Below are 21,306 nucleotides of genomic sequence, written 5' to 3'. Positions count from 1 at the left end.
GCTCTATCGCATCACCCCCGCCCATCCAAGATGTTTGTCCCGCGCTCCGCCGGCCGGGCGGCGATCGCCGCCCGCGCGCGCGGCGGACGGCTCACCAGGGGCGATCGCGCATCGTCTTCTTGTACTGCTCCTTGTAGAGGTCATGGCACTGCTTGCAGCTCGCCTTCGCGCCGTCGATGTCGCCGGCCTTCGCCTTGGCGGCGCCGGCCTTCGAGATGGCCCCCCAGCTGCCCATGCCGGGCGGCGGCTTGCCGGCCACGTACTGGAGCGCCGCAGCGATCTTCACGCCGTCGCCGCTCGAGGTCGCCGAGGCCATCGTGCTCTTCATCCAGGCCTGCATCGGACAGAGCTTCTGGCCCTTCGCGCCGCATTCGATCTTCTTCTCGCCCGCCTGGGCGGCGCCGGTCGCCGCCGGCACAGCGGCCGCAGCTGCGGCCGCCGCGGCCGTCGCCTTCGGCGCCGCCGCAGCGGCCGTCTCCGCCGGATCGGCGGCCGCGACGGCCGTCTCCGCCGGCGCGGCGGCCGGCGGCTCGACGGTGGCAGCGGCCGGCGCGGCCGTCGTCGCCGCCGGCGCGGCTGTCGTCGCCGCCGGGGCCGCGCTCTCGGTCGGCTTGCCCTCGGCCACCGCCCCCGGGGTCGTCGCGTCGCTCCCCTTGCTGTCGCAGCCGAGCGTGGCGAAAGACAGGCTCGCGAGCAACAGCGCGAGCGGCGTGATCGTTCTCCTCATGCAGTCTCCTTGGGTGATGAACAGAAGCGCTCCTTCGAGCGCGACCGAGGGATGCGTGCCGCGGTCCCCGGCTCGACGCGCAGTGTAATCGGGTCGCCGTCCGTCCGCTGCGTTCGCGCGCTCCCTGGCGCCACAGGCCTCGGGGCCGTCCCCGAGGCGCCGCCGCGCGAGGCGATGTCCCACAACGCCCCCGCTCTCCGCCGGCCCGACCGCGCTCGGCGCCTCAGTCGCGTGTGCCCGGCGTCGCGGCAAAGGCCGACCACCGGAAGTTGTCGAGGAGGGCAACGGAGTCGTTCCACGGGTCCCCGGTGTCCCAGAGCACGAAGCGCAGCTCCAGGATCTCTCCCGGGCTGACGTTGCCGTTCATGACCAGCCAGCCGGTCCCGCCGCCGGCGCGCTCGCTCGCGCCGCACCAGCCTGGTTCGCCCGGAGGCTGGGCTGGAGGCCTCGTGATGTCGAACCCCGTCCCGAGGAGCTGGCCGAACCCCGCGCAGGTGGTCGTCGAGCCGGCGGTGGCGCCGCCGCCGCACCCGGTCGGCCCGTTGACGCACTGGGTGAAGAGCCCGGTGCCGCCAAATGCGAGGTTCACGCCCAGCGGATAGACCGACCCGCCGGCAGGCGGCGGATCGTAGAACGCGAGGTTCTTGTCCGCTGGATTCGGCGTCTCGCCCGGGAAGGGGTCGAACGTCGAGTCGAGCAGCCCGAGGAAGAAGTCGTTGAACGCGCTGCACACCCACTCCGGGTATTCGGACGAGAGGAAGAACGTCGAGACGCTGAACGAGCTCGCGTTCGTCGGCGCGCGCACGCGCAGCCGCAACATCACGGGATCGTGGGCCGTCGTGCCGCCCTGCGGCTCCGGACAACCGGGCGCGTTCGGGAGGTTGTCGCCGTTCGCCTCGAGCCAGTCCGCGGGCACGCCGCTCGACGTCCCCATGTCCTGGCCTCCCTGGAAGGGGGCGAAGCTCGGCCTCGTGTTGTTCGGCGACGCCTGGGCCGCGGCCACGCCCGTCGAGAGCACCGCGAGCCGCGCGCCCTGGAGCGGCAGGATGCCCGAGCCGAAGCCCCGGCGGATCGACCGCTGGGCCGCCGCGGGCGTGCCGGTGCCGTCGGCGCGGCGGAAGCTCGCGGAGAGGACGCCCCACGTGCGCTGCGCGGGCGACGACGGGCTCGCCGTCGTGGTGGCGCAGAGATCCATCGCCTTCGCGTAGTCGAGCGCGGTCGCCGAGTCGCTCGCGAGCCCCTCGTCGCAGGGAGAGGCGTTGTCGACCGTGCCGTCGCAGTCGTCGTCGACCCCGTTGTCCGCCACCTCGAAGGCGCCGGGGTTCACGAGGGACGGGGAGCCGCACCTGTCCGACGTGGCGTCGCAGCAATCGCCATCGCAGCTCGTCCACCCGTCGCCGTCCTGATCGGGTGTGTTGTCGACCGCGCCGTCGCAGTCGTTGTCGATGCCGTCGGCGCACACGTCGAGCTCCGGCAGCACCTGGTCGAGGCACGGCCCCCAGCCGAGGCCGCTCGGCCTGCAGGTGGAGACCCCGGGGGCGCAGGGGGCGACCCCCTCGGTGCCCGGCGGCCCCTGATAACACGCCCTCGTCTCGCCCGGCGTGCACGAGCAGGGCCCGTGCGCCGCGACGTCGTGCTCGCACCCGTCCGCCGGGTCCTTGTTGCAGTCGATGAAGCCGCTGTCGCAGGCGCTGAGCACGCACCCGCCCGCGACGCAGGCGCTCTCGCCGTGCGCAAGCTCCGGACAGGCCCGACCGCACACGCCGCAGCTCTGCGCGTCCGTCTCGAGATCCCGGCAAAGCCCATCGCAGCACGCCGCGCCGCCGTCGCACGGGCGCGTCGCCGAGCAGCCATGAACGCACTCGCCCTCTCCGGTGCACAGCGTGCCAGGGGGGCAGTCGCCGTCCGTGATACAGCCAACACAGGTGTGCTGCTCCGGATCGCAGACGAGCGGAGCAGGGCAGTCGCCCTGGGATTCGCATCCGGCCACGCAGCGCTTCGCCTCGGGGTCGCACACCTGGCCGGCCGGGCACGCGTCAGGGCCGGGGAGACACGCGACGCAGCTGCCCGTCGCGCGGTCGCAGAGCGGAGCGCTCGGGTCCGCGGCGCAGTCGGTCGGACAGTCGACACCGCCCTCGCCTCCGCCGCCCAGGGGGACGTCGGAGGTTCCGGTGGCGGTGCAGGACGGCGCCACCCCGGGCGCGAGCGCGAGCCCCGCCAGGGCGGCCAGCCCTCCAGTCCAGGCCAGCGGGCGGCGACGGACAGCGCGGGTTCTTGTCGACATCGGCGAGCGGCTCCCCTCCGCGGGCGCGGCGCCCCCGAGGGGCGCCTGACCGCAAGGATCGTAGAATACCCCGCCGGCGCCGCGGACGACGGCAGATCCGCGGAGAGAGGTCGCGTCGCTGGACGGGCGATGACGCGCGCCGCGCGGCGCAATCGGCTGGGCCGAGCGGAGGTGCGACCGAGACGTCGGTCAGCGCGTGCGCTCGTACAAGGTGAAGGCGCCCTCGCGCTCGATCCGGCGAAACGAGGTGCGCGCCGCGGCGAACACCGGCTTCTCCGGCCGCTCGTTGCGGAGGATCACGTAGTCGTACGCGACGCCGTGGACATCCGGCTTGAACCACTCACCGCGGTTCGACGGCGGCGCGGGGAGACGGCGCTTCAGCTTGAAGGGGAACCCCACGTTGTGCCAGCCATCGGCGCTGAAGCCGCCGCGCATGACCTGCACCCACGAGGAGAAGTGATTCGTCCCCTCGATGATCAGGGCCTCGTCGGTCCGGGGGGGCAGCGACACGAAGAGGACCTCTGCGCCCGGCGGGATCCGCCCGACCATGCGGGCAAACGGCGCGATCCGCTCGTCGAAGCTCGCATATTTCTCCGAGAGGTGGAGCGGCAGCACGAGCGCGACCGCCGCGGCGGGGACCATCAGGAGGCGAGAGAGGCCCCGGAGCGGCGCCGTGATGGACAGGAATCCGAAGAAGCAGATGAGCGGCGAGAAGCGCCCGCTCACGAACCACCAGTCGAACGGGCGAGCCAGGTGCAGCGGCACGAGAAAATAACAGACCACCATCGCCGCGCACAGGACGAGGGAGCGGTGGTGGTGCAGCCGGCCGAGAGGCGAGCCGGCAGGCGGGGCTGGCGCGCGCGTGGGGAGGAAGCCGAAGCGCCGAGCGAAGCTCCAGAGCGCCAGCAACGACGCCGCCGCGAGCAGCACCCAGAAGAGCTGGGTATCGAGATCGCCCGATACCGAGTTGAGCGTGTACTCGGGGAAGGAGCGGAGCATCTCGTGCCAGGGCACCCAGGCGCCCTGGAATCGCGGGCCGCTCCGCAGATCGACCATGGGGCTCTCGAAGGCGACGAGCTGCCAGACGAGGAGCGCGACGGCGGGCGCGAAGAGCGGCAGCGCGCCGGCGATCCGCGACCACCGGGGCAGGTAACAGAGCATCAGGACGGCGACGCAGACGTAATAGCCAAAGAGGATGAGCGGATGGCTGAGGCCGCAACCGACGCTGAGCAACGCCACGGCGGCGGCGCGCCCGCGGCTCGGCCGCTCGAGATAGGCGTCGAGCGCGACGACGCCGGCGAGCAGCAGCGCGATGCCGACGAGGAACGGCAGGAAGCCGCACGCCCACGAGAGGCTGAACGCCAGCGGGAAGGTGAGGAGCGAGAGCCACGGGCTGCGCCGCGTCCGGTGCGCCCAGCCGAGCGCCGCCGCGGGGATGGCGAGCACATATGCAGAGAGCACGATCCGATTCGCGGCCTCGAGGTCGACGGCGTGAGCGATGAGGTGCGTCAGGACATGATAGGCGCCGTAGGGGGCCGGACGGAGGCTGAGCTCGTAGAAGTCCTGGTAGCGAGTCCATGGCGCATCGAAGTAATGCCAGATATGGACGGCCGCGAGGTGGTTCGGCAGATCGAGCAAGGGCAGGAACCGCACGCGCCATATCGGCACGATGGCCGCGACGGCGAGGAGCGCGAACGTCGCGATGAAACCGCGATCGCTCGCCCAGCGCGGCCCTCGCCGCGGCGCGGAGGGCTCCGCCTCGCCGGCGCGCCGGCGTGACACGGAGGCGGGCGCGCCGACCCCGGGCGTGAGGTCGCTGTCGGGCGGGCTCGAACCGGGCATTTCCATGAGAACGGTGGCCCTCCCCTGCCCTTCGCGTGCGGCGCGAGGTGCGGGCAGGCCCGCGAGGCGATGCGAGCCTTAGCACAGGACGCAGCGCCGATTGCAGCGCCGCGTGTCTTCCTCTAGTTTCCCGGGCACCTCGCCAGGCGGACACGGCACGCGATGACACCCACTGGCCATCCGGAGCGGCACGGGGCGCTCCACGCAGCCCTCCAGGAGACCTGAAGCCATGAGGCATCTTGCTTGCGTCGCAGGCTGCGCCGCCGTCCTGCTGGCCCTCTCCTCGCCGCGCGCGCAGGAGCCCGAGCCCGCCGCCGAGGAGCCCGCCGCCGAGGGGTCGACGCCGGCCGAGACGCAGGCAGCTGGCGATGAGCCGGCCGGCGAGCCTGAGCGCGCGGAGGCGCCGGCCGACCGCCCGAGCGCGCCGATGAGCCGGCGGCCGCCGCGGGAGACGCCGGCGCCGGTCTCGCCGGCGCCCGCGAGCAGCGATGTCCTGGCGCCAGGCTTCCGGGAGCGGATCCGCGTCGCGATCGGGCCGCTGGAGCTCGCGCCGATGGCCCTGCTCGCGCTGCAGGTCGTGCCCTACGTGGGCGACGACGCGCTGAACCAGGCCGGGGACAGCGCCGAGCAGCCCGGCTTCCGCCTGCGCCGCGTCCGCGCCGGGCTGCGCGGCGACGTCGCGGGGCTCGTCCAGCTCGCCATCTCGATGGATCTCGCCGGGGGCGACGACGAGACAGCGCGCATCCACGAGGCGTGGGGCGGCGTGACGGCGGCGCGCGCGCTCGAAATCTACGCGGGCGCGCGGACCGTGCCCTTCTCGCGCTCGGCGATGACCGGCGCCGGCGACGGGGCCCTCACCGAACGACCGCTCGCCGTCCGCGCGATGGCCCCGTTCACGCAGGTCGGGATCCAGGCCGAAGGGCACTTCCAGGACCGCGCCTTCAGCTACCACGCGGGCGTCTACAACGCCTTCCAGCGCGCCGATCAGTTCTACGCAGGTCACGCCGAGAGCCTCGCTCCCCTGGGCAACCGCTTCGAGGGGATCGCCGTCGCCGGCAGGCTCGCCACCGAGCCGCAGGGCCCGCTCGGCCGCTCCCTCCAGGACGTCGCCCACTCGCCCTTCCGCCTCGCGGCCGGCGCCGACGGCTTCTTCAGCGACGGCGGCGCGCGCACGCTGTACGGCGCGAGCGCCGATGTCCTGCTCCACGCCGCGGGGCTGCACGCGCTCGGCGAGGTGCTCTGGACCGGGGCGAGCCCCAAATCGGTGCCCACCCAGCCGATCGCGCAGGTCACGTCGGTGTCGTCGCTCGCGCTCGTCTTCGAGGCAGGCTACATGATCGTCGCCCGGAAAGTCGGTGTCTCGGGTCGGGTGGAGTGGATCGATCCCAACGCCGATGTCGAGGACGAAGGCGACAACCTCGTGCTCACAGGCGGCGTGAGCTACCACGCGTTTGACGATCTCGTGAAGGCGCAGCTCGAGTACACGCACCGTGAAGAGCTCGGCGGTCTGCCCTTGGCGAACGACGCCGTCATCCTGCAACTCCAGCTCTCGCTGTAGGGGAGATCGCTGTGCGGCGAACACACCGCTGGTTCACGAGGATCGCGCTCCTCCCGCTCGCTGCCGCCGCGCTCGCCGCCCCCGCGCTGCCGAGCTGCGGGGGCGACCGGCTGCTCCGCGCGAAGCGGATAGAGCAGCGGGCCGAGCTCGTCGGCGGCCCGGTGGCGATGGCGGACGTCGGCGACTTCCTGCTCGAGAACGACCAGATCCGCGTGGCGATCCTCGGCGGGCGGGACTCGCCTGGGCCGGGGATCTTCGGCGGCGCCATCGTCGACGCCGACCGGCGCCGCGGCCGGATCGGCGAGGAGGGCGGACAGGGGCGCGACCGGTTCGCCGAGATGTTCTCGCTCGCCAACCTGATCGTGCCCGACCCCACGGCGACCGACGTCTCGGTGCTCGCGGACGGCACAGACGGCGCCGAGGCCGCGATCCGCGTCGAGGGGGACGGCGAGTTCCTGTTCGAGGCGATAGGCCTGCTCCGGGCGCAGGAGGACCTGCTCGGCCTCTTCTTCCCCAACGTCCGCTCCAGGATCCGCTTCCGCACAGACTACCTTCTTCACCCGGGCGATCGGTTCGTGACGGTGCGCACGGTGCTCCTGCTGGACGACCGGCCGCCGCCCGGCTGCGAGCCCCAGAGGAGCTGTGAGGCGTGCCCCGACGGATACAAGCAGGACTCGGGCGGCTGCTTGACCTGCGCGTGCAGCGACGTCCTGCCGCTGGAGAACGCCACGGCCCCCGTCTCGGTGCTCGGCGGCGTCCTCGGCGCTCCGCTCGACGAGGCGCAGCAGGAGGCATCGCGCCGCGCCGGCATCGTCGCCGGAGACTTCGTGTTCTTCGGCAACCAGAACGACGTCTTCGCGCCCGGCGCGGGCTTCGACGAGGACACGGCGGTCCAGGACGCCTGGAACGCGGGGCGAAACTCGTTCCAGGCGCCGCTCACGTTCGATTTCGTGGCCGCGGCCGGCGGGGACGTCAGCTATGGTTACTTCACGAAGGCGCAGGAGGGCGCGGCGCCGCCTTTGGTCAATGTGCCCCTCTTCGCGAGCGCGGCGACAGCGTTCGTGTCCGCCAGCCGATCGTGCCTGTTCAGCGAGGACGACGACGCGGCGTGCGACGCGCATCGCGCGTTCAGCTACGAGCGCTACCTGGCCGTGGGCGACGGCGACATCGCGAGCGTGACCGACGTGATGCACCGGCTCCGCGGGACCGCCACGGGCACGGTCAGCGGCCACGTGCTGTGGGAGAACACCCTGGAGGCGGTGCCGAACGCGCGGGTGTTCGTCTTCTCCGATCCGGATCCGTCGCGGCCCTTCGGCTCGCTCGACGAGCTCGCGGCGGCCAACCGGGAGGCGCGCGGCGACGTGGGCCTCATCAACGAGATCGACGCGGATCTCGGCCTCGACCCGTCCGAGGACGGCGACTTCCGCGGCGCCCTGCCGCCCGGCAGCTACCTGCTCGTGGCGCGAAACGCGGCGGGGACCGCGGCGTCGGCGCCGGTGCGGGTGAGCCTGCGGGCCGGAGAGCAGGTCGCTGTGTCGCCACGCCTGCCCGCGCCGGCGACGGTGCGCTACCGCGTCGCGGACGAGGCGGGCCAGCGGATACCGGCCAAGCTCGCCTTCGTCGCGCTCGACGACGCGGGGCGAAGGCTCGCCGGCGACGGCCGGCGCAGGGTCTATCTCGGCGACAGCCGGCTCGGGAACGGCAACCGCGCCATCGAGGTCACGGCCACGGGCGAAGGAGAGGTCGAGATCGAGCCGGGGCGATACCAGATCACGGTGTCGCGAGGCATCGAGTACGGGATCGACGTGAAGCGCGACGTGACGCTCGCGCCGGGGCGCGCGTTCCAGCTCGACGCCACGCTCGTGCGCGAGGTCGACACGACCGGGTGGATGTCGGCCGACATGCACCTGCACTCCAGGCCAAGCTTCGACAGCGGGATGCCGCTGCCGCGGCGGGTCGCCACGGTGGCGGCGGAGGGCGTGGAGCTCGCGGTGTCGACCGACCACGACGTCGAGACGGACTACCAGCCGACCGTGCGCGCGCTGGGGCTCGCGCCGCACCTCGCCACGGCGATCGGGGCGGAGATCACGACGCTGGAGCAGGGGCATTTCATCGGTTTCCCGCTCAAATACGACGAGCTCGACGTCCCGAGCCACGGCGCGCACGACTGGACGTGCGAGCCCGGCGGGACGATCCTCGACGCCATCCGCGCCTCGGGCGACGGCACGGTGGAGCCGCTGACGATCGTCGCCCACCCGCGCGACGGCTTCTTCGGGTACGTCGAGCAGCTCGGCGTCGACACTTACACCATGGGCCGGACGCCGACGTTCCTCGAGGAGAACAACCCTGTCTTCCGGACCGCGAGCTGCGAGTTCGATGCCATGGAGATCATCAATGGCAAGCGGTTCGATCTGGTGCGCACGCCGAGCCTGGCCGAGGTCGTCGACTGGAATCGCTGCCTCGCGCGGCTGAACGCCGCCCAGGGCGCCGCCGAGATCGAGGCGGCGTGCCCCGAGGTGGCGGGCTGGCTGCGCGCGCCCTGCGCGCCTCCCGGCGCGTCGATGCCGGGGGTGGGGGGCGCCTCCGGCTCGCCCTCGGACGCCGCCGTCGCTATCGCCACGGCCGATTGCAAGCGTCGCGCCCGGACCGAGCTCGCGTGGGCGCTCATGAAGCGCGTCCTCGCTCGAACGCCCGACGAGCAGGAGAAGAACTGGAGCTTCCCCGGCGCGACCCCCGAGAGCCAGGAGCTCTGCGGGCCCGCCGCGCTCGGCGACGGGCCGGTCGCCGCGGAGGCGCGCGATGAGCCCTGCACGTACCGGGCGGGCCAGGTGGACGACTACTTCCGCTACCTCGAGCGGGGCTTCGTTCCGGCGCAGATCGCGAGCAGCGACAGCCACGACGGCTCGAAGGAGCCGGGCTTCCCGCGGACCTATTTCCGCAGCGCGACCGACTCCCCGGCCGCGCTCGAGACGCCGGCCGCGGTCGAGAGCCTGCGGGGCGCGCACGCCTTCTCGACGTACGGCCCCTTCATCCGGGCGACGATCGGCGGCAAGACCTATGGCGAGGTGGCGGCGGCGAGCGCCGGGAAGTCGAGCGAGCTGCTCTTCGATGTCCAGACGGCGAGCTGGTTCGGCGTCGATCGGGTGGAGATCTACCTGAACGGCGCGATGATCCGCTTGCTGGAGCCGGACTTGCCGCCGAGCGCGCTCGTCGACGTGCGCGGCAAGGTCACCTTCACGGTGCCGGAGCGCGACTCCTGGGTGGTGATCATCGCCATGGGCCTCGAGGACAGGAACCTCATGAGCCCTGTCTCCCTGGATGTTCCGTTCGGAGAGATCCAGCTCTCGCGGCTGGCGAGCGACGCGTTCGGCAGGATCCCCGCGATCAATGCCCTGTTCGCGCCCACACCGACGCTGCCCGACTGGTCGCCGGTGCCGCCCTATGCGGTCACAAACCCGATCTACATCGACGTCGACGGCAACGGCCGCTACGACGCTCCGCTGCCGAGGCCCGACTTCTGTTCTCGTCCGTGCGATCCGGGCGTCCTCGATCCGGAGCAGTGTCCGGCGCAGCAGGACTGCCTGCTCGAAGAGGCCGTCTGCGGCTTCCCGATCCCCGGCAAGTGCGACCATCGCCGCCCGGCGCTCGGGCATCACGACGACTGACGCCGGTCGGGCGGCGCGCGCCCAGAAGGGCCGCGCGACCGGCGCGCCCGCGAGCGCGCTCCGCGAGAGCGGCTCTCGCGCGAGCCACACGCCCGCAGCGCGCTCGCCCGGCCAGGACGAGCCTGCGGGCGCGCGTAGGCGACGTTTGCATGCACGTGGCGAGGCACGTGCATGCAAACGTCGGTTGATCTCGGCGGAGAGCCGGCCGGCCGCTCCGGGCGGGAGCTTAACGGCCCTCGATCGACTGCGACTTGATGTGGAACTCGACGCGCCGATTGCGCTGCCGGCCTTCCGGCGTGTCGTTGGCGACGAGCGGCCGGCGGGAGCCGTAGCCCACGGAGGTGAGCCGCTCCGACTGGATGCCCTTGTTGACCAGGTAGACCCTGACCGCGATCGCCCGGTTGTGCGCGAGCCGGTCGTTGTAGTCGGCGGTGCCCTGGTTGTCGGTGTGCCCTTCGATGCTGAGCAGCTTGATCTCCGGGTTCGCCTTGAGCAGCCGCTCGACCTCGTCGAGGATCGGATAGCTCTGCGGGAGGATCCTGGAGCTGTCGAACTCGAACTCGACCTGCTTCATGATCTCGATCTCGGCGGAGCCCGTGATCCTGCGGATGTAGTACGGGCAGCCGTTCTTCTCGGGATCGTCGACGACGACCTGCCCCGGCTCCTTCGGGCACTTGTCCTGGGCGTCGGGGATGCCGTCCTGGTCCGCGTCCTCCTCGGGGCAGCCGTCGCGATCGTCGATGCCGTCCTTGTCCTCGGGGTCATCGGGGCACTTGTCGACGACATCGGGGATGCCGTCGCCGTCGCGATCGGGCATGTCCGGGCAGCCGTCGCTCGGCTTCGGCTGCTTGCCGTCCTCGGGGTCCTCCGGGCAGAGGTCGATGACGTCGGGGTAACCGTCGCCGTCGGCGTCCTTCTCCGCCTCGATGACGTAGTTGAAGCCGGGCGAGCGGGCGTTGGAGTCGGCGATGCTGAACGAGTAGCCGACGATGGCGACCCCCCGGAAATCGGGGGCGTAGCCGCCGCTCAGCCGGGTGCCCACGCCGGCGCCGGCGTAGAGCGCCTTGTCCTTGGTGAGGGCCATCCTGCCGTTCAGCTGCCACTCGATGGGCGAGGCGTCGAGCTCGCCGAACGTGTCCTTGAGGAGGCCGAACGAGCCGAAGACCTCGGCCCCGAGGCGGATCGTGCCGTCGCGCAGCGGGACGTAGCCGCCGACGCCGTACGTGAGCTCGCTGCCGACGCGGAGCTCGTGGAGCCGCACGGGCGGTCGGATCGCGACGCCGGTGTTGAGGGTGACGAGGAAATCCGTGAAGTCGTACTCGGCGCCGAGGCCGAACGCGCTGCTCACGGTCCGGTCGCCGCCGAAGGAGTAGTTGTTGCCGATGGGCGCGAAGACCGCGGCGGTGAGCCCCAGCCGGAAGCGGCGCTCGTCGAGCTCCAGCGCGACGAGGCGCGCCTCGAGCCGGAGGTCCATGGGGCTGGCGGTCCTCCGGTTGACGCACTGGTTCAGGCCGAGGGACGGATCGGGGTGGCAGGTCTCGTTGCCGTCCTGGAAGACGACGATCGGGAACGAGGCCTGGAGGGCGCCGCGGCCGAGGATCTCGACGCCCGCGTTCAGGTAGGTGATGAGCTGCGAGGTGACGGGCCCGTCGCCTTCGAGCTGCTCCTCGATGGCGAGGTCGTCAACGTAGTTGTCGTTGCGGAGCGGGTGGACCGACACGCCCAGCCCGAGCTGCCCGAAGATGCGCGTCTTTTCCCCCATGTGGGGGCGCCAGACCCCGATCCCGTCGTCGGGGGCGCCGGCCATCCTGAGGCGATCGAGGTAGAAGGTCCGTTCCTGCGCGCGCGCGGCGGAGGGCGCAAGCGCGACGAGGGCCGGTGCGGCCAGGGCTGCTGCGGTCAGCGCGCAGCGAAAGCGCGACCGGCGTCGCGGCTTACCACCCGGCAGGGTTCTTCGATCCATCACGGTGAGCTGTCCTCCAAGCAACGCTCGAAAAACGAGGTTGACGCGAGCGTTCCGCCGCATGCGGGCCGGCGTCCGGGCGGGAGATTACTCGGGCCGGGGGAGGATGTCTCCTGGGTCGAACCAGGAGGTGCGAGAAGCCCCCCGGGGCGGGCGCGGCTGTGTCCGGGGCGCGCGCGGCGGGCGCGGCGGGCGCGGCGGCGCCTTCGTCGCGGCGGGGGGGTGTAGCGTGGACGCGCGGCGACCGTGTCGCGTGGGGTGAGTGGCACGACCGTGTCGCGTGGGGTGAGTGGCAAAGGTGGAGACGAGCGCGGCACGCATGCCGACGTCACCGGTGCGCCACGGCGAAGCCGAACTCTCTATCACCTGGCGGCTGCGATATCGAAGCATTCTCGGCCAAAGGAGTTACAACCACAGAGCGACCATAATAAAAATGGACAACATCCTCCTCTGGCACTGCGATCTTAAAATCCGAATAGCCGTCGCCATTTATGTCCCCAGGCGAGCCCAGGCGCTGCCCCGTTCGATCTTCGATAGCATCTCGGCAAATTGCAACGTCCGGCTCTTCAAAGCCGAAATCCCTTCGACCCAGACACAAGAGCACCTTGGGAGAACGGTCAGCAACCGCGACATCATCGAACCCATCATCATTGACATCACCAACCAAATCGACGGTTACCCCAAATGAATCAGCCCCCGCCAGAGCCACGCTCGGCGTCGTCTCCAGCCCCTGAGATCCGTCGAGAAGAGAGATCCCGAAGCCATCGTTGGGTCCAGTATGACTGAAGACAATTCCGTCATCCTCCAAACCGAATGACGCATCGGAGATCCCATAATAGAAATAGATAGCACTACTGGCCGGACTGGCTCCGTGAACGCCAATCGCAACATCATCATATCCGTCAGCGTTGTAATCGCATTTGGTCCGACCTACATTGACCCACCGTATTCGCGAATACTCCGAGCAGACCCCCTGCGCGCAGGCACGTACGCGCCAGTCAGGCACGTACGCGCCAGTAGTAACGCCGTCCTACGGGCGGAAGCAATGCTATCGCCAGGTCCTCTTCCGGCTGGTACTCGGTAAGCTCGGTCATATCTCCACAATGAGCCATGGTGCACCCCGAGTAGGCACCAGAACTGCTCATCAAGGGATACTGTTCGAGCCCATCGCTTACCACTGCGCCAAGTGGACGAAAGCGCCCGGATTGCACATGCAGAATCCAGGCGCTCAGGTACGCGAATCCAGGCGCTCAGGTACGCGAGTTAGAGAAATCTAGCACGAACAACGGACTACATACGACACCTACACGACCGAGATTACGCCTGCAGCATCAGCGAGGGGTCGGAGGAATCTTGATCTCGTTGATCGGCTGAAAACCTGCGCCGGCAGGATATGCATAGGACACCTGGAGCGTCTCACTCGTCGCGCCCCATCCCCAAACCGTCACGCCAAACGGCAGTTCACTTGACATCACATGACGACCATTGATGCAGTCCCCGGCCCCCTGAAAATCTCCGCTCACAAGCTGCACTCGCGTATACTCGTAATCACCAATCTGTTCCCACCCTGCAAGCACCCCCATGCATTCCAGAGTCACATCCGCGAATTTGCCATCAAACTTTGAGCGAGTCCGCACAACATTCAAACTGGTTTGCGGGTATGTGGGATCTGTGTAGAGGACATAATAATTCAGGAACTGAGACGGCGGTATAACATTGACCCATTCTGGATCACCTTCCCCTTGAAAGCGCGATCCACCTGTCATGTAGCCACCGAGATAGAATGGATGCTCCCCGTTTTGACTCTTCACCACGAACGGCCCCGCCGCATTGAATGCGAAGGCCTCACCAAGGCGAAGCACGTCGGGAGCCCCATCCGGTTTTGACGGCTCCCAGGTCAGCTCCGTACCGTCGACCATGCCCACGAGACGCCACGGCGGAGCCTCGTCGCTGCCCCCCATTCGCCCTTCGTACCGAACCGCCACATACTCGTTCCCTGTCGCTCGCACCGGTGCAATCTGCTGATGCGCCGAGTCGCAATCTTTGTCTTCCAGAGGGACATACATACAAGATGACGCCCCGAACACTCCGATTGGCTTATTCGACTCTATGGGGCTTCCTGTCAGCTCCGCCTCTTGGGAGATCTGCAAGAACTCTCCCTTGTTCAGGGTGTATGTCACTGGCGTATCTTTCGCAGCAGAAGCGACGACCGGGGCATCGGACGGCCCCGCACCCACGATGTCTTGATTGGGAAGGATGGTTACCTGAGTATCGTCTTCATGAGCGACAATCTCCAACGACGGCAATCCAGTAGGCGGATCGTCTGAGTGGAGATCGGACATCGGGAACGCGTTCACAGCAACGTAGTTCGTGTCCCACGAGCTCGTAGGCAACAACAACGTCGCCGATGTATAGCTAGTCTGCCCTCCGCCGTACGGAGCGATTTGATATGCAACGACAGGATAGTCCGTTGTTATATGGAACGCCGAGCCGCGCCCGGTCCCGGCGACGCCTGTTTCGGTGACTACCGCTGGGGTCTTCGGGCATGCGAGCAATCCGCCGTTCCTGCGCGACAGGAACAGAACAGCGACCTCGCCAATACCAAGTCCTACGGCCGGATCGTAGGCCGTATACGTGACATTCGCCCCCTGACCTTGCGGGATGAAGGCAAAGGCATCAACGGGCAGCGCTTCACCGTTCCGTTCCACGGAGATCTTTACTTCCTTCTCCCAGGTATTCGCGATGAAAGCAGCGAAACAGGCGCCCTGCGCCTGTGGCCGCTGCGCCGTCTTCAGCGCCCAGAAGTCGCACCCATACGAGCTCTTCGACTTCTCCGCCGCCTCGCACGGGTTGGGTACGCACTCCGCGTTGACGCACCCCTCCTCGGGCCCGCACGTGTCCAGCGTCACTCCATTGCAGCTGATGATCCTCTTCAGATCGTTGGAGCACGTCGACTCGCACTGCCCTCCCTCCCCGAAGCTCCCCGTGCTCCCCGCCTCCCCGCCCGCGCCGCCGGTGCTGCTGCCGCTGCCCGCCCCGCCGGGACCCGAGCCGCTGCCGGTGAGCTCTCCACGGTACGAGTCCGAGCACGCGGCGAACGAGCCCGTCACACCGGCTGCCGCTGCAAAAACCCCCACAATCGCGTGTCGACGGTATCTAGCTATGTTCGCCATCTCTACAGGGCTCCTTCCCCCACAAGCATCCTGAAAACTTTGCGACTGCGAGCGTAACACGGTTCGACCGCCCTGGGGAGGCTCGCGAAAGCGCAGGCGAATTTTCGGCGGTCTCATGAGAGAGGGTTGCAGGTTTCAGGAATGCAATGCGCGCCCGACCTCGCACCCTCTCCTTCTAGCGCCCGGACGGACAAAGAGGCCCTGTTCAGCGAGCCGTCCTCGCACCCCTCCTTGGTAGGACGAGGTGGTCCGTCGATTTCGAATCCCGCGACTTCCACGTACCTCACCCCTACTCCCGCTCATGATCGTCATCGCTGTCCGACGCCGCCCCCGCCCGGCCGCTGCCGAAGACGCGGAAGAGCACGTACAGCGATGGGAACAGCAGCACGAAACCGACGCCGAGGACCCAGACAAGCAATCGCAACGTCCTCGGGTTCGCCGCTGCCCCCGCGAGCGTCACGTCCGGCACCACCAGGAACGGGTACTGCGAGGCTGCCCACCCCAGCAGGATCAGCGTGACCTGCGCCGCAGCCGCAAAGCGCGCCAGACGGAAGCGGCGCGTCCACAGCCCGAAGAACGCCGCGGTGGCCGCGACGCCCGTCGTGAGGTGAAGCGGCCACGTGATCGGATGATCCGTCAGCCCCTCTCGGATGAGCGGGGCGCCCCGGAACGAGGCCGCGAAGGACGCAAGCGCGAGCGCCGCGACCACGCAGCCCGAGACGAGCGCGCGCCGCCGGAAGTCGTCGACCAGCGCTGGCTCCGCCGCCTCGTTCGTCAGGTAGACCGCCGCGAGGAACGCAAAGAGCGCCAGCGCGAACAGGCCGACCACGAACGGAAACAGCGAGAGCCACGGCGCGAAGAAGCCGCTCGTCACCACCCCAGACGCCACCCGGATCTGCCCCGACGCCACCGCGCCGACGATCATGCCGAGCAGCACCGGCGCGGTCACGCTCGCGAGCGAGAAGACGAGCCCCCAGCGCTTCTGCCGCCGATCGCGCCGCGAGTCGTAGCTGCGGAAGCTGAACGCCGAGCCGCGGAACACGACGCCCACGAGGAACAGCGTGAGGGGGACGTGCAGCGCGACCGAGATCGCCGCGAACGCCGGAGGAAACGCGGTGAAGAGCAGCACCACGACCAGGATGAGCCAGACGTGGTTGGCCTCCCAGATCGGGCCGATGACCCGCTCGATGAGCGCTCGCTGCTCCTGCTTCCGCGGGCCGGAGGCGAGGAGATCCCAGACGCCCCCGCCGAAATCCGCCCCGCCGAGCAGCACGTACAGCACGAGCGCCACGACCATCACCCCGCCAAGGAGCCACTCAACGACCATCGGCCGCGCCTCCCCCGAGCGCGCCCGGCTCGCCGCCGCCCGTCGCCCGGTCGTCCCCGTGCGGTCCGCCGCCGCCCGTCGCCCCGCCCCCGTGCGGTCCGCCGCCGCCCGTCACCGCGAGCGGCGCCGCGCGGAGCTGGCGCACGAGCAGGTAGACCACCACGACGCCGAGGAAGACATAGAGCGCCGTGAACATCCAGAAGGGCGCCGCGAGGTGCGGGAACGGGGTCACCGCGTCGCGCGTGCGCATCGCGCCCCGCACGATCCACGGCTGGCGACCGAACTCGGTCACAAGCCAGCCAGCCTCCATCGCCACGATGCCGAGCGGGCTCGCCAGGACCGCCGCCCAGAGGAACGGGCGCTGATCCGGGATCCCCCGCCGGCGCAACGCGAGCCCCGCCGCGACCACCGCGAGCAGCGCCATCGCGGAGCCCGCGCCCACCATCACCTGAAACGAGAGGTGCGTCGCCGTCACCGGCGGCCACTCGTCGCGCGGGATCGCGTCGAGCCCGGGCACCACCGCGTCGGGATCGGCGTGCAGGAGCATCGACAGCCCCCCCGGGATCTCGAGCGCGTAGTCGACCTCGCGCCGCTCCACGTCGGGCAGACCGCCGACGAGCAGCGGTGCGCGGGCCGAGGTCTCGAAGTGCGCCTCCATCGCCGCGAGCTTGGCAGGCTGCCCCCTGCCGACCTCCACCGCCGCGAAATGGCCGACGAACGGCTGAGCCAGCGCCGTCACCCCGGCGATCGCGAGCGTCACCGCGAACGCCTTCCGGAACAGCGGGCTCCTCGGGTGCCGCAGGAGCACCAGCGCGTGGATCCCCGTCATCACGAACGCGGTCGCCTGATAGCACGCGAGGATGCCGTGCAGCGTCTCGTGCTTCCACGGCGGGCTGAACATCGCCGCCAGCGGGTCGATGTCGGCCGGGCGCCCGGCGACCATCGTGAACCCGGCAGGGTCGTTCATGCACGCGTTCACCAGGATCACGAAGAACGCCGAGAGCGCGCCGCTCAGCGCCACAAGCGCGCCCGAGAGCAGGTGCAGCTTCGGCGGGAGCTTGCCGCGCCCGTAGAGATAGATGCCGAGGAAGATCGCCTCCGTGAAGAAGGCGAACCCCTCGAGCGAGAACGGGAGCCCGATCACCTCGCCGAACGTCCCCATGAAGCTCGGCCACAGGAGGCCGAGCTCGAACGAGAGCACCGTCCCCGAGACGGCGCCCACCGCGAACAGGATCGCGGTCCCCTTCGCCATGCGCTTCGAGAACTCGAGATAGTCGCGATCGCCCGTCCGATGCCAGAGCGCGTCCGCGATGACCATGATCAGCGGCAGCGCCACCCCGGCGGCCGCGAAGACGATGTGAAATCCCAGCGAGAGGCCCATCTGGGCCCTGGCGTAGAGGAGGCTGTTCATAAGGCCGGGTACGGCTCCCTTCTCCAGTGCGACCGCGACCGGCTCCGTGTCCGCTTTCCTGCGGGGGCGGCCCGCGCGCTCCCACGGACAATAGGGAGGCTCGCGCAGGGGACAAATAGGGGTGAACCCGGCTAAGCTTCAGGCCGATGCAGACCCTTGTCGAGCTCGTCGCGAGGAAGCGTGACGGCGGGCGGCTGTCCGAGGACGAGATCGCGCGGCTCGTCCGCGCCCTCGGCGACGGCGAGCTCGCCGACTACCAGATGAGCGCGCTGCTCATGGCCATCTTCTTCCGCGGCATGGACGACGCGGAGACCGTCGCGCTCACCCGCGCGATGCTCCACTCGGGCGACGTCCTCGACCTGTCCGGCGTGCCCGGCCGGAAGGTCGACAAGCACTCGACCGGCGGCGTCGGCGACAAGGTCTCGATCTGCCTCGCCCCCCTCGTCGCGGCCTGCGGCGTCCCCGTCCCGATGGTGTCCGGCCGCGGCCTCGGCCACACGGGCGGCACGCTCGACAAGCTCGAGGCCATCCCGGGGTTCGACGTGGCGCTCGACGTCGGCGCGTTCGCGCGCATCGTCCGCGAGGTGGGGACGTGCATGATCGGGCAGACCGAGCGGATCGCGCCCGCGGACAAGCGCATCTACGCGCTGCGCGACGTGACGGCCACGGTCGAGTCGATCCCGCTCATCGTCGCCAGCATCCTCTCGAAGAAGCTCGCGGAGGGCATCGACGCGCTCGTCCTCGACGTCAAGGTCGGGCGGGGCGCGTTCATGAAGACCCAGGACGACGCCCGCGCGCTCGCGACCGCCCTCGTGCGCGTCGGGACCGCGGCCGGCAAGCGCGTCTCCGCGCTGCTCACCGACATGAGCGCCCCGCTCGGGCGCACCGTCGGCAACGCCATCGAGACCCGCGAGGCGATCGAGGTGCTGCACGGCCGCGGGCCGGGCGACCTCGTCGCGTGCACGCTCGCCCTCGGGGAGGAGATGCTGATCGCCGGCGGCGCCGCGGCGAGCGCGGCCGAGGCGCGGACGAAGCTCGAGGCCGCCGTCGCGAGCGGCGCCGCGGCCGAGGTCCTCGCGCGGATGATCGCCGCCCAGAAGGGCGATCCGGCCGTGGTGAACGACCCCGGCCGGCTGCCCGCCGCCCCCGTCGTGGTCGACGTCGCGGCCCAGGACGAGGGGTACGTCGTCGCCGTCGATCCGCTGGAGATCGGGCTCTCCGCGGTCGCGCTCGGCGCCGGGCGGACGCGCGCCGACCAGCGCGTGGACCCCGCCGTGGGCATCGAGCTCGCCGCCGTGCGCGGCGATCGCGTGGACCGCGGGGCGCCCCTCGCCCGCATCCACGCGCGCCGGGCGGACGACGCGCGCGCCGCGGCCGATCGCGTCCGCGCGGCCTTCCGGCTCGGCCCGGCGCCCGCCGAGGCGCCCGCGCTCGTGCTGGAGCGGATCGACGCCTAGGCGGCTCGCGGCCGCCGCGCCGCCCAACTAAGCTGCCGTCATGCGAAGCCCGAGACGCGACCTCACCACGCTCGGCTACCGGCGGATCATCCAGCTCCTCGTCTACCTGGTCATCGTCCCCGGCGTGCTCCTGTCGGGCGTCGGCTTCCTCCTGCTCGTCCTCGGCGAGGCCCAGTACAACCTCATCATGGGGATCCTGGTCCTCACGTTCTGCGGGACGCTCGCGACCGGGGTCATCCTCGTCTGGGTCTTCCTCCGGCGCGAGCGCAACCTGTCCGAGCTCCAGGCCGATTTCGTGTCCAAGGTCTCGCACGAGCTGCGCACGCCGCTCACGTCGATCCGGATGTTCACCGAGACGCTCAAGCTCAGGCGCGGCGACGCGCACAGCGAGGATCGCTGCATCGACGCGCTCACGAAGGAGAGCGCCCGCCTCCAGCAGCTCATCGATCGGCTGCTCGACTGGGGGCGGATGGAGAGCGGCCGGCGCGTCTACGAGCTCTCGGAGCACCACCTCCTGCAGGTCGTCGACGAGGCGATCCACGCCTTCGAGCCGACCCGAGAGAAGCGCAGCGTCGAGCTCGACATCTCCGTCGACGCGAACCTGCCGCCCGTGTTCTGCGACCGCAGCGCGCTCGTCGACGCGATCGTGAACCTCCTCTCGAACGCCTACAAGTACGGCGGTCAGCCGAGGACGATCAGCGTCTCCGCCCAGGTCCACAACCGGTCGGCGCTGATCACGGTCCGCGACAACGGCAAGGGCATCGCCCGCAAGGAGCACAAGCGGATCTTCGAGAAGTTCTACCGGGTCGACGACCTCCTCGCGCGGCAGCAGGAAGGCTCCGGGCTCGGGCTGTCGATCGTCAAGCACGTCGTCCGGGCGCACAGGGGCAGGATCCTCGTCGACAGCGAGCCCGGGAAGGGCAGCACGTTCACGCTCGTGCTCCCGCTCCGGGGCGCGCAGAGGGCGAGCGCCGCCCGGAGACACCCGCCGGACGCCGCGCACAACGTCGCCGCAGCGCACCCCGAAGCGGCGGAGCAGGGCGCCGGAGCGAACGCGCCGCGGTAGGCGCGGCTGTCTCCGGTCCGGACATGAACATGCTAGAGGTCGTGCTCAGCATGACCCGGAACCCTCAAGCACCGGCGCGGACCGTCCTGCTCGTCGAGGACGATCCCAGCATCGCTATGGGTCTCGAGATGAACCTGACCGCCGAGGGCTACCGCGTCATGGTGGCCGAGGACGGCGAGCGCGGGCTCGCGCTCGCTCGCGCCGGCGGGATCGACCTCATCATCATCGACGTGATGCTCCCCCGCCTGAACGGCTTCGAGCTGCTGCGCATCCTCCGCAACGAGCGGCGCACCCTGCCGGTGATCATGCTGTCCGCGCGCGGCGCCGAGATGGACAAGGTGATGGGCCTCGAGCTCGGCGCCGAGGACTACATCACGAAGCCGTTCAGCCTGGCCGAGCTGCTCGCCCGCGTGAAGGCGGTGCTCCGGCGCGACGCGATCGCGCGCGCCGACGGGGCGCAGCTGCGCGCCGGCGACGTCGTGATCAACGCGGCGACGCGCGAGGTCCGCCGCGGCGAGGAGCTGCTCGAGCTCACGGCGACCGAGTTCGACGTGCTCCTCTGCCTCGCCGAGGCCGGCGGTCGGGTCCTGTCCAGGGAGCAGATCCAGGCCAAGGTGTGGGGCCCGACCCACCACGGGACCCCGCGCACCATCGACAACTTCATCCTCCAGCTCCGCAACAAGCTGGAGGAAAACGCGACCTCGCCGCGCCACATCCTGACGGTGCGCGGCGTCGGCTACCGCTTCGTCCCCTGACCGCTCGGCGCGCCCGCCGGGCCGCGCGCAGCCTGCGTGCGCCGGCGCGTGTTCCAGGCGGCACGTGGGCCTTGCGGG

At 70.2% G+C, this 21,306-nt stretch carries 13 protein-coding genes; 5 read left to right on the top strand and 8 right to left on the bottom strand.

The annotated features are described in order from the left end of the window. Positions 1 to 91 precede the first annotated feature (91 nt). The 3 genes from WMF36_RS12155 to WMF36_RS12145 form a co-directional block, all read right to left on the bottom strand. Positions 92 to 727 (bottom strand): hypothetical protein, encoded by a 636-nt coding sequence (locus tag WMF36_RS12155; protein WP_437579759.1) that lies wholly within the window; start codon positions 725 to 727, stop codon positions 92 to 94. A gap of 223 nt (positions 728 to 950) precedes the next feature. Further along, positions 951 to 3,011, bottom strand: a complete 2,061-nt coding sequence (locus WMF36_RS12150; protein ID WP_437579758.1) for a MopE-related protein — start codon at positions 3,009 to 3,011, stop codon at positions 951 to 953. 189 nt (positions 3,012 to 3,200) lie between these two features. After that, positions 3,201 to 4,859 (bottom strand): hypothetical protein, encoded by a 1,659-nt coding sequence (locus WMF36_RS12145; RefSeq protein WP_437579757.1) that lies wholly within the window; start codon positions 4,857 to 4,859, stop codon positions 3,201 to 3,203. 223 nt (positions 4,860 to 5,082) lie between these two features. On the opposite strand from WMF36_RS12145, the gene WMF36_RS12140 reads away from it, so the two are divergent. Together WMF36_RS12140 and WMF36_RS12135 are read left to right on the top strand one after the other, a co-directional pair. Continuing rightward, a complete protein-coding gene (locus WMF36_RS12140; RefSeq protein ID WP_437579756.1) occupies positions 5,083 to 6,411 on the top strand; it encodes a porin in 1,329 nt (442 codons plus the stop codon). Positions 6,412 to 6,422: 11 nt separating this feature from the next. Beyond that, positions 6,423 to 10,076, top strand: a complete 3,654-nt coding sequence (locus WMF36_RS12135; protein WP_437579755.1) for a PHP domain-containing protein — start codon at positions 6,423 to 6,425, stop codon at positions 10,074 to 10,076. A gap of 226 nt (positions 10,077 to 10,302) precedes the next feature. Here WMF36_RS12135 and WMF36_RS12130 read toward each other — a convergent pair whose 3' ends face one another. The 5 genes from WMF36_RS12130 to WMF36_RS12110 all read right to left on the bottom strand — a co-directional run bounded on the left by WMF36_RS12130 (position 10,303) and on the right by WMF36_RS12110 (position 17,950). Further along, positions 10,303 to 12,039, bottom strand: coding sequence for an OmpA family protein (locus WMF36_RS12130; protein WP_437581897.1), 1,737 nt, complete (start codon positions 12,037 to 12,039; stop codon positions 10,303 to 10,305). A 328-nt stretch (positions 12,040 to 12,367) separates the two neighbouring features. Beyond that, entirely contained in the window at positions 12,368 to 13,045 is a 678-nt protein-coding gene (locus WMF36_RS12125) for a hypothetical protein (protein WP_437579754.1), read from the bottom strand. Between the two features lie 325 nt (positions 13,046 to 13,370). After that, positions 13,371 to 14,948 carry an IgGFc-binding protein gene (locus WMF36_RS12120; protein WP_437579753.1) on the bottom strand — a complete coding sequence of 526 codons (1,578 nt, stop codon included), beginning with the start codon at positions 14,946 to 14,948 and terminating at the stop codon, positions 13,371 to 13,373. A gap of 553 nt (positions 14,949 to 15,501) precedes the next feature. Beyond that, a complete protein-coding gene (locus tag WMF36_RS12115) occupies positions 15,502 to 16,539 on the bottom strand; it encodes a cytochrome d ubiquinol oxidase subunit II (RefSeq protein WP_437579752.1) in 1,038 nt (345 codons plus the stop codon). Then, a complete protein-coding gene (locus tag WMF36_RS12110) occupies positions 16,529 to 17,950 on the bottom strand; it encodes a cytochrome ubiquinol oxidase subunit I (protein ID WP_437579751.1) in 1,422 nt (473 codons plus the stop codon). Before WMF36_RS12110 ends, WMF36_RS12115 begins: the two co-directional genes overlap by 11 nt. 146 nt (positions 17,951 to 18,096) lie before the next feature. Here WMF36_RS12110 and WMF36_RS12105 point away from each other — a divergent pair, with 146 nt between their 5' ends. From WMF36_RS12105 to WMF36_RS12095, 3 genes are read left to right on the top strand one after another with little or no spacing between them, the layout of a single operon-like run. After that, positions 18,097 to 19,407, top strand: a complete 1,311-nt coding sequence (locus WMF36_RS12105; protein ID WP_437579750.1) for a thymidine phosphorylase — start codon at positions 18,097 to 18,099, stop codon at positions 19,405 to 19,407. Positions 19,408 to 19,447: 40 nt separating this feature from the next. Further along, a complete protein-coding gene (locus WMF36_RS12100; protein WP_437579749.1) occupies positions 19,448 to 20,473 on the top strand; it encodes a sensor histidine kinase in 1,026 nt (341 codons plus the stop codon). 23 nt (positions 20,474 to 20,496) lie between these two features. Further along, positions 20,497 to 21,228 (top strand): response regulator transcription factor, encoded by a 732-nt coding sequence (locus WMF36_RS12095; protein WP_437489970.1) that lies wholly within the window; start codon positions 20,497 to 20,499, stop codon positions 21,226 to 21,228. Positions 21,229 to 21,306: the final 78 nt, after the last annotated feature.

This window comes from Sorangium sp. So ce887, assembly GCF_051521455.1.
Taxonomy (GTDB): domain Bacteria; phylum Myxococcota_A; class Polyangia; order Polyangiales; family Polyangiaceae; genus Sorangium.
The sequence above is the reverse complement of the archived record's forward strand: the minus strand, read 5'-3'. Positions and strand labels throughout refer to the sequence as shown.

What these genes read in the sequence shown, in the direction of transcription:
- WMF36_RS12155 (WP_437579759.1), bottom strand. Translation starts at nt 727, where the DNA reads ATGAGGAGAACGATCACGCCGCTCGCGCTGTTGCTCGCGAGCCTGTCT.
- WMF36_RS12150 (WP_437579758.1), bottom strand. Translation starts at nt 3,011, where the DNA reads ATGTCGACAAGAACCCGCGCTGTCCGTCGCCGCCCGCTGGCCTGGACT.
- WMF36_RS12145 (WP_437579757.1), bottom strand. Translation starts at nt 4,859, where the DNA reads ATGGAAATGCCCGGTTCGAGCCCGCCCGACAGCGACCTCACGCCCGGG.
- WMF36_RS12140 (WP_437579756.1), top strand. Translation starts at nt 5,083, where the DNA reads ATGAGGCATCTTGCTTGCGTCGCAGGCTGCGCCGCCGTCCTGCTGGCC.
- WMF36_RS12130 (WP_437581897.1), bottom strand. Translation starts at nt 12,039, where the DNA reads ATGGATCGAAGAACCCTGCCGGGTGGTAAGCCGCGACGCCGGTCGCGC.
- WMF36_RS12115 (WP_437579752.1), bottom strand. Translation starts at nt 16,539, where the DNA reads ATGGTCGTTGAGTGGCTCCTTGGCGGGGTGATGGTCGTGGCGCTCGTG.
- WMF36_RS12110 (WP_437579751.1), bottom strand. Translation starts at nt 17,950, where the DNA reads ATGAACAGCCTCCTCTACGCCAGGGCCCAGATGGGCCTCTCGCTGGGA.
- WMF36_RS12105 (WP_437579750.1), top strand. Translation starts at nt 18,097, where the DNA reads ATGCAGACCCTTGTCGAGCTCGTCGCGAGGAAGCGTGACGGCGGGCGG.
- WMF36_RS12100 (WP_437579749.1), top strand. Translation starts at nt 19,448, where the DNA reads ATGCGAAGCCCGAGACGCGACCTCACCACGCTCGGCTACCGGCGGATC.
- WMF36_RS12095 (WP_437489970.1), top strand. Translation starts at nt 20,497, where the DNA reads ATGAACATGCTAGAGGTCGTGCTCAGCATGACCCGGAACCCTCAAGCA.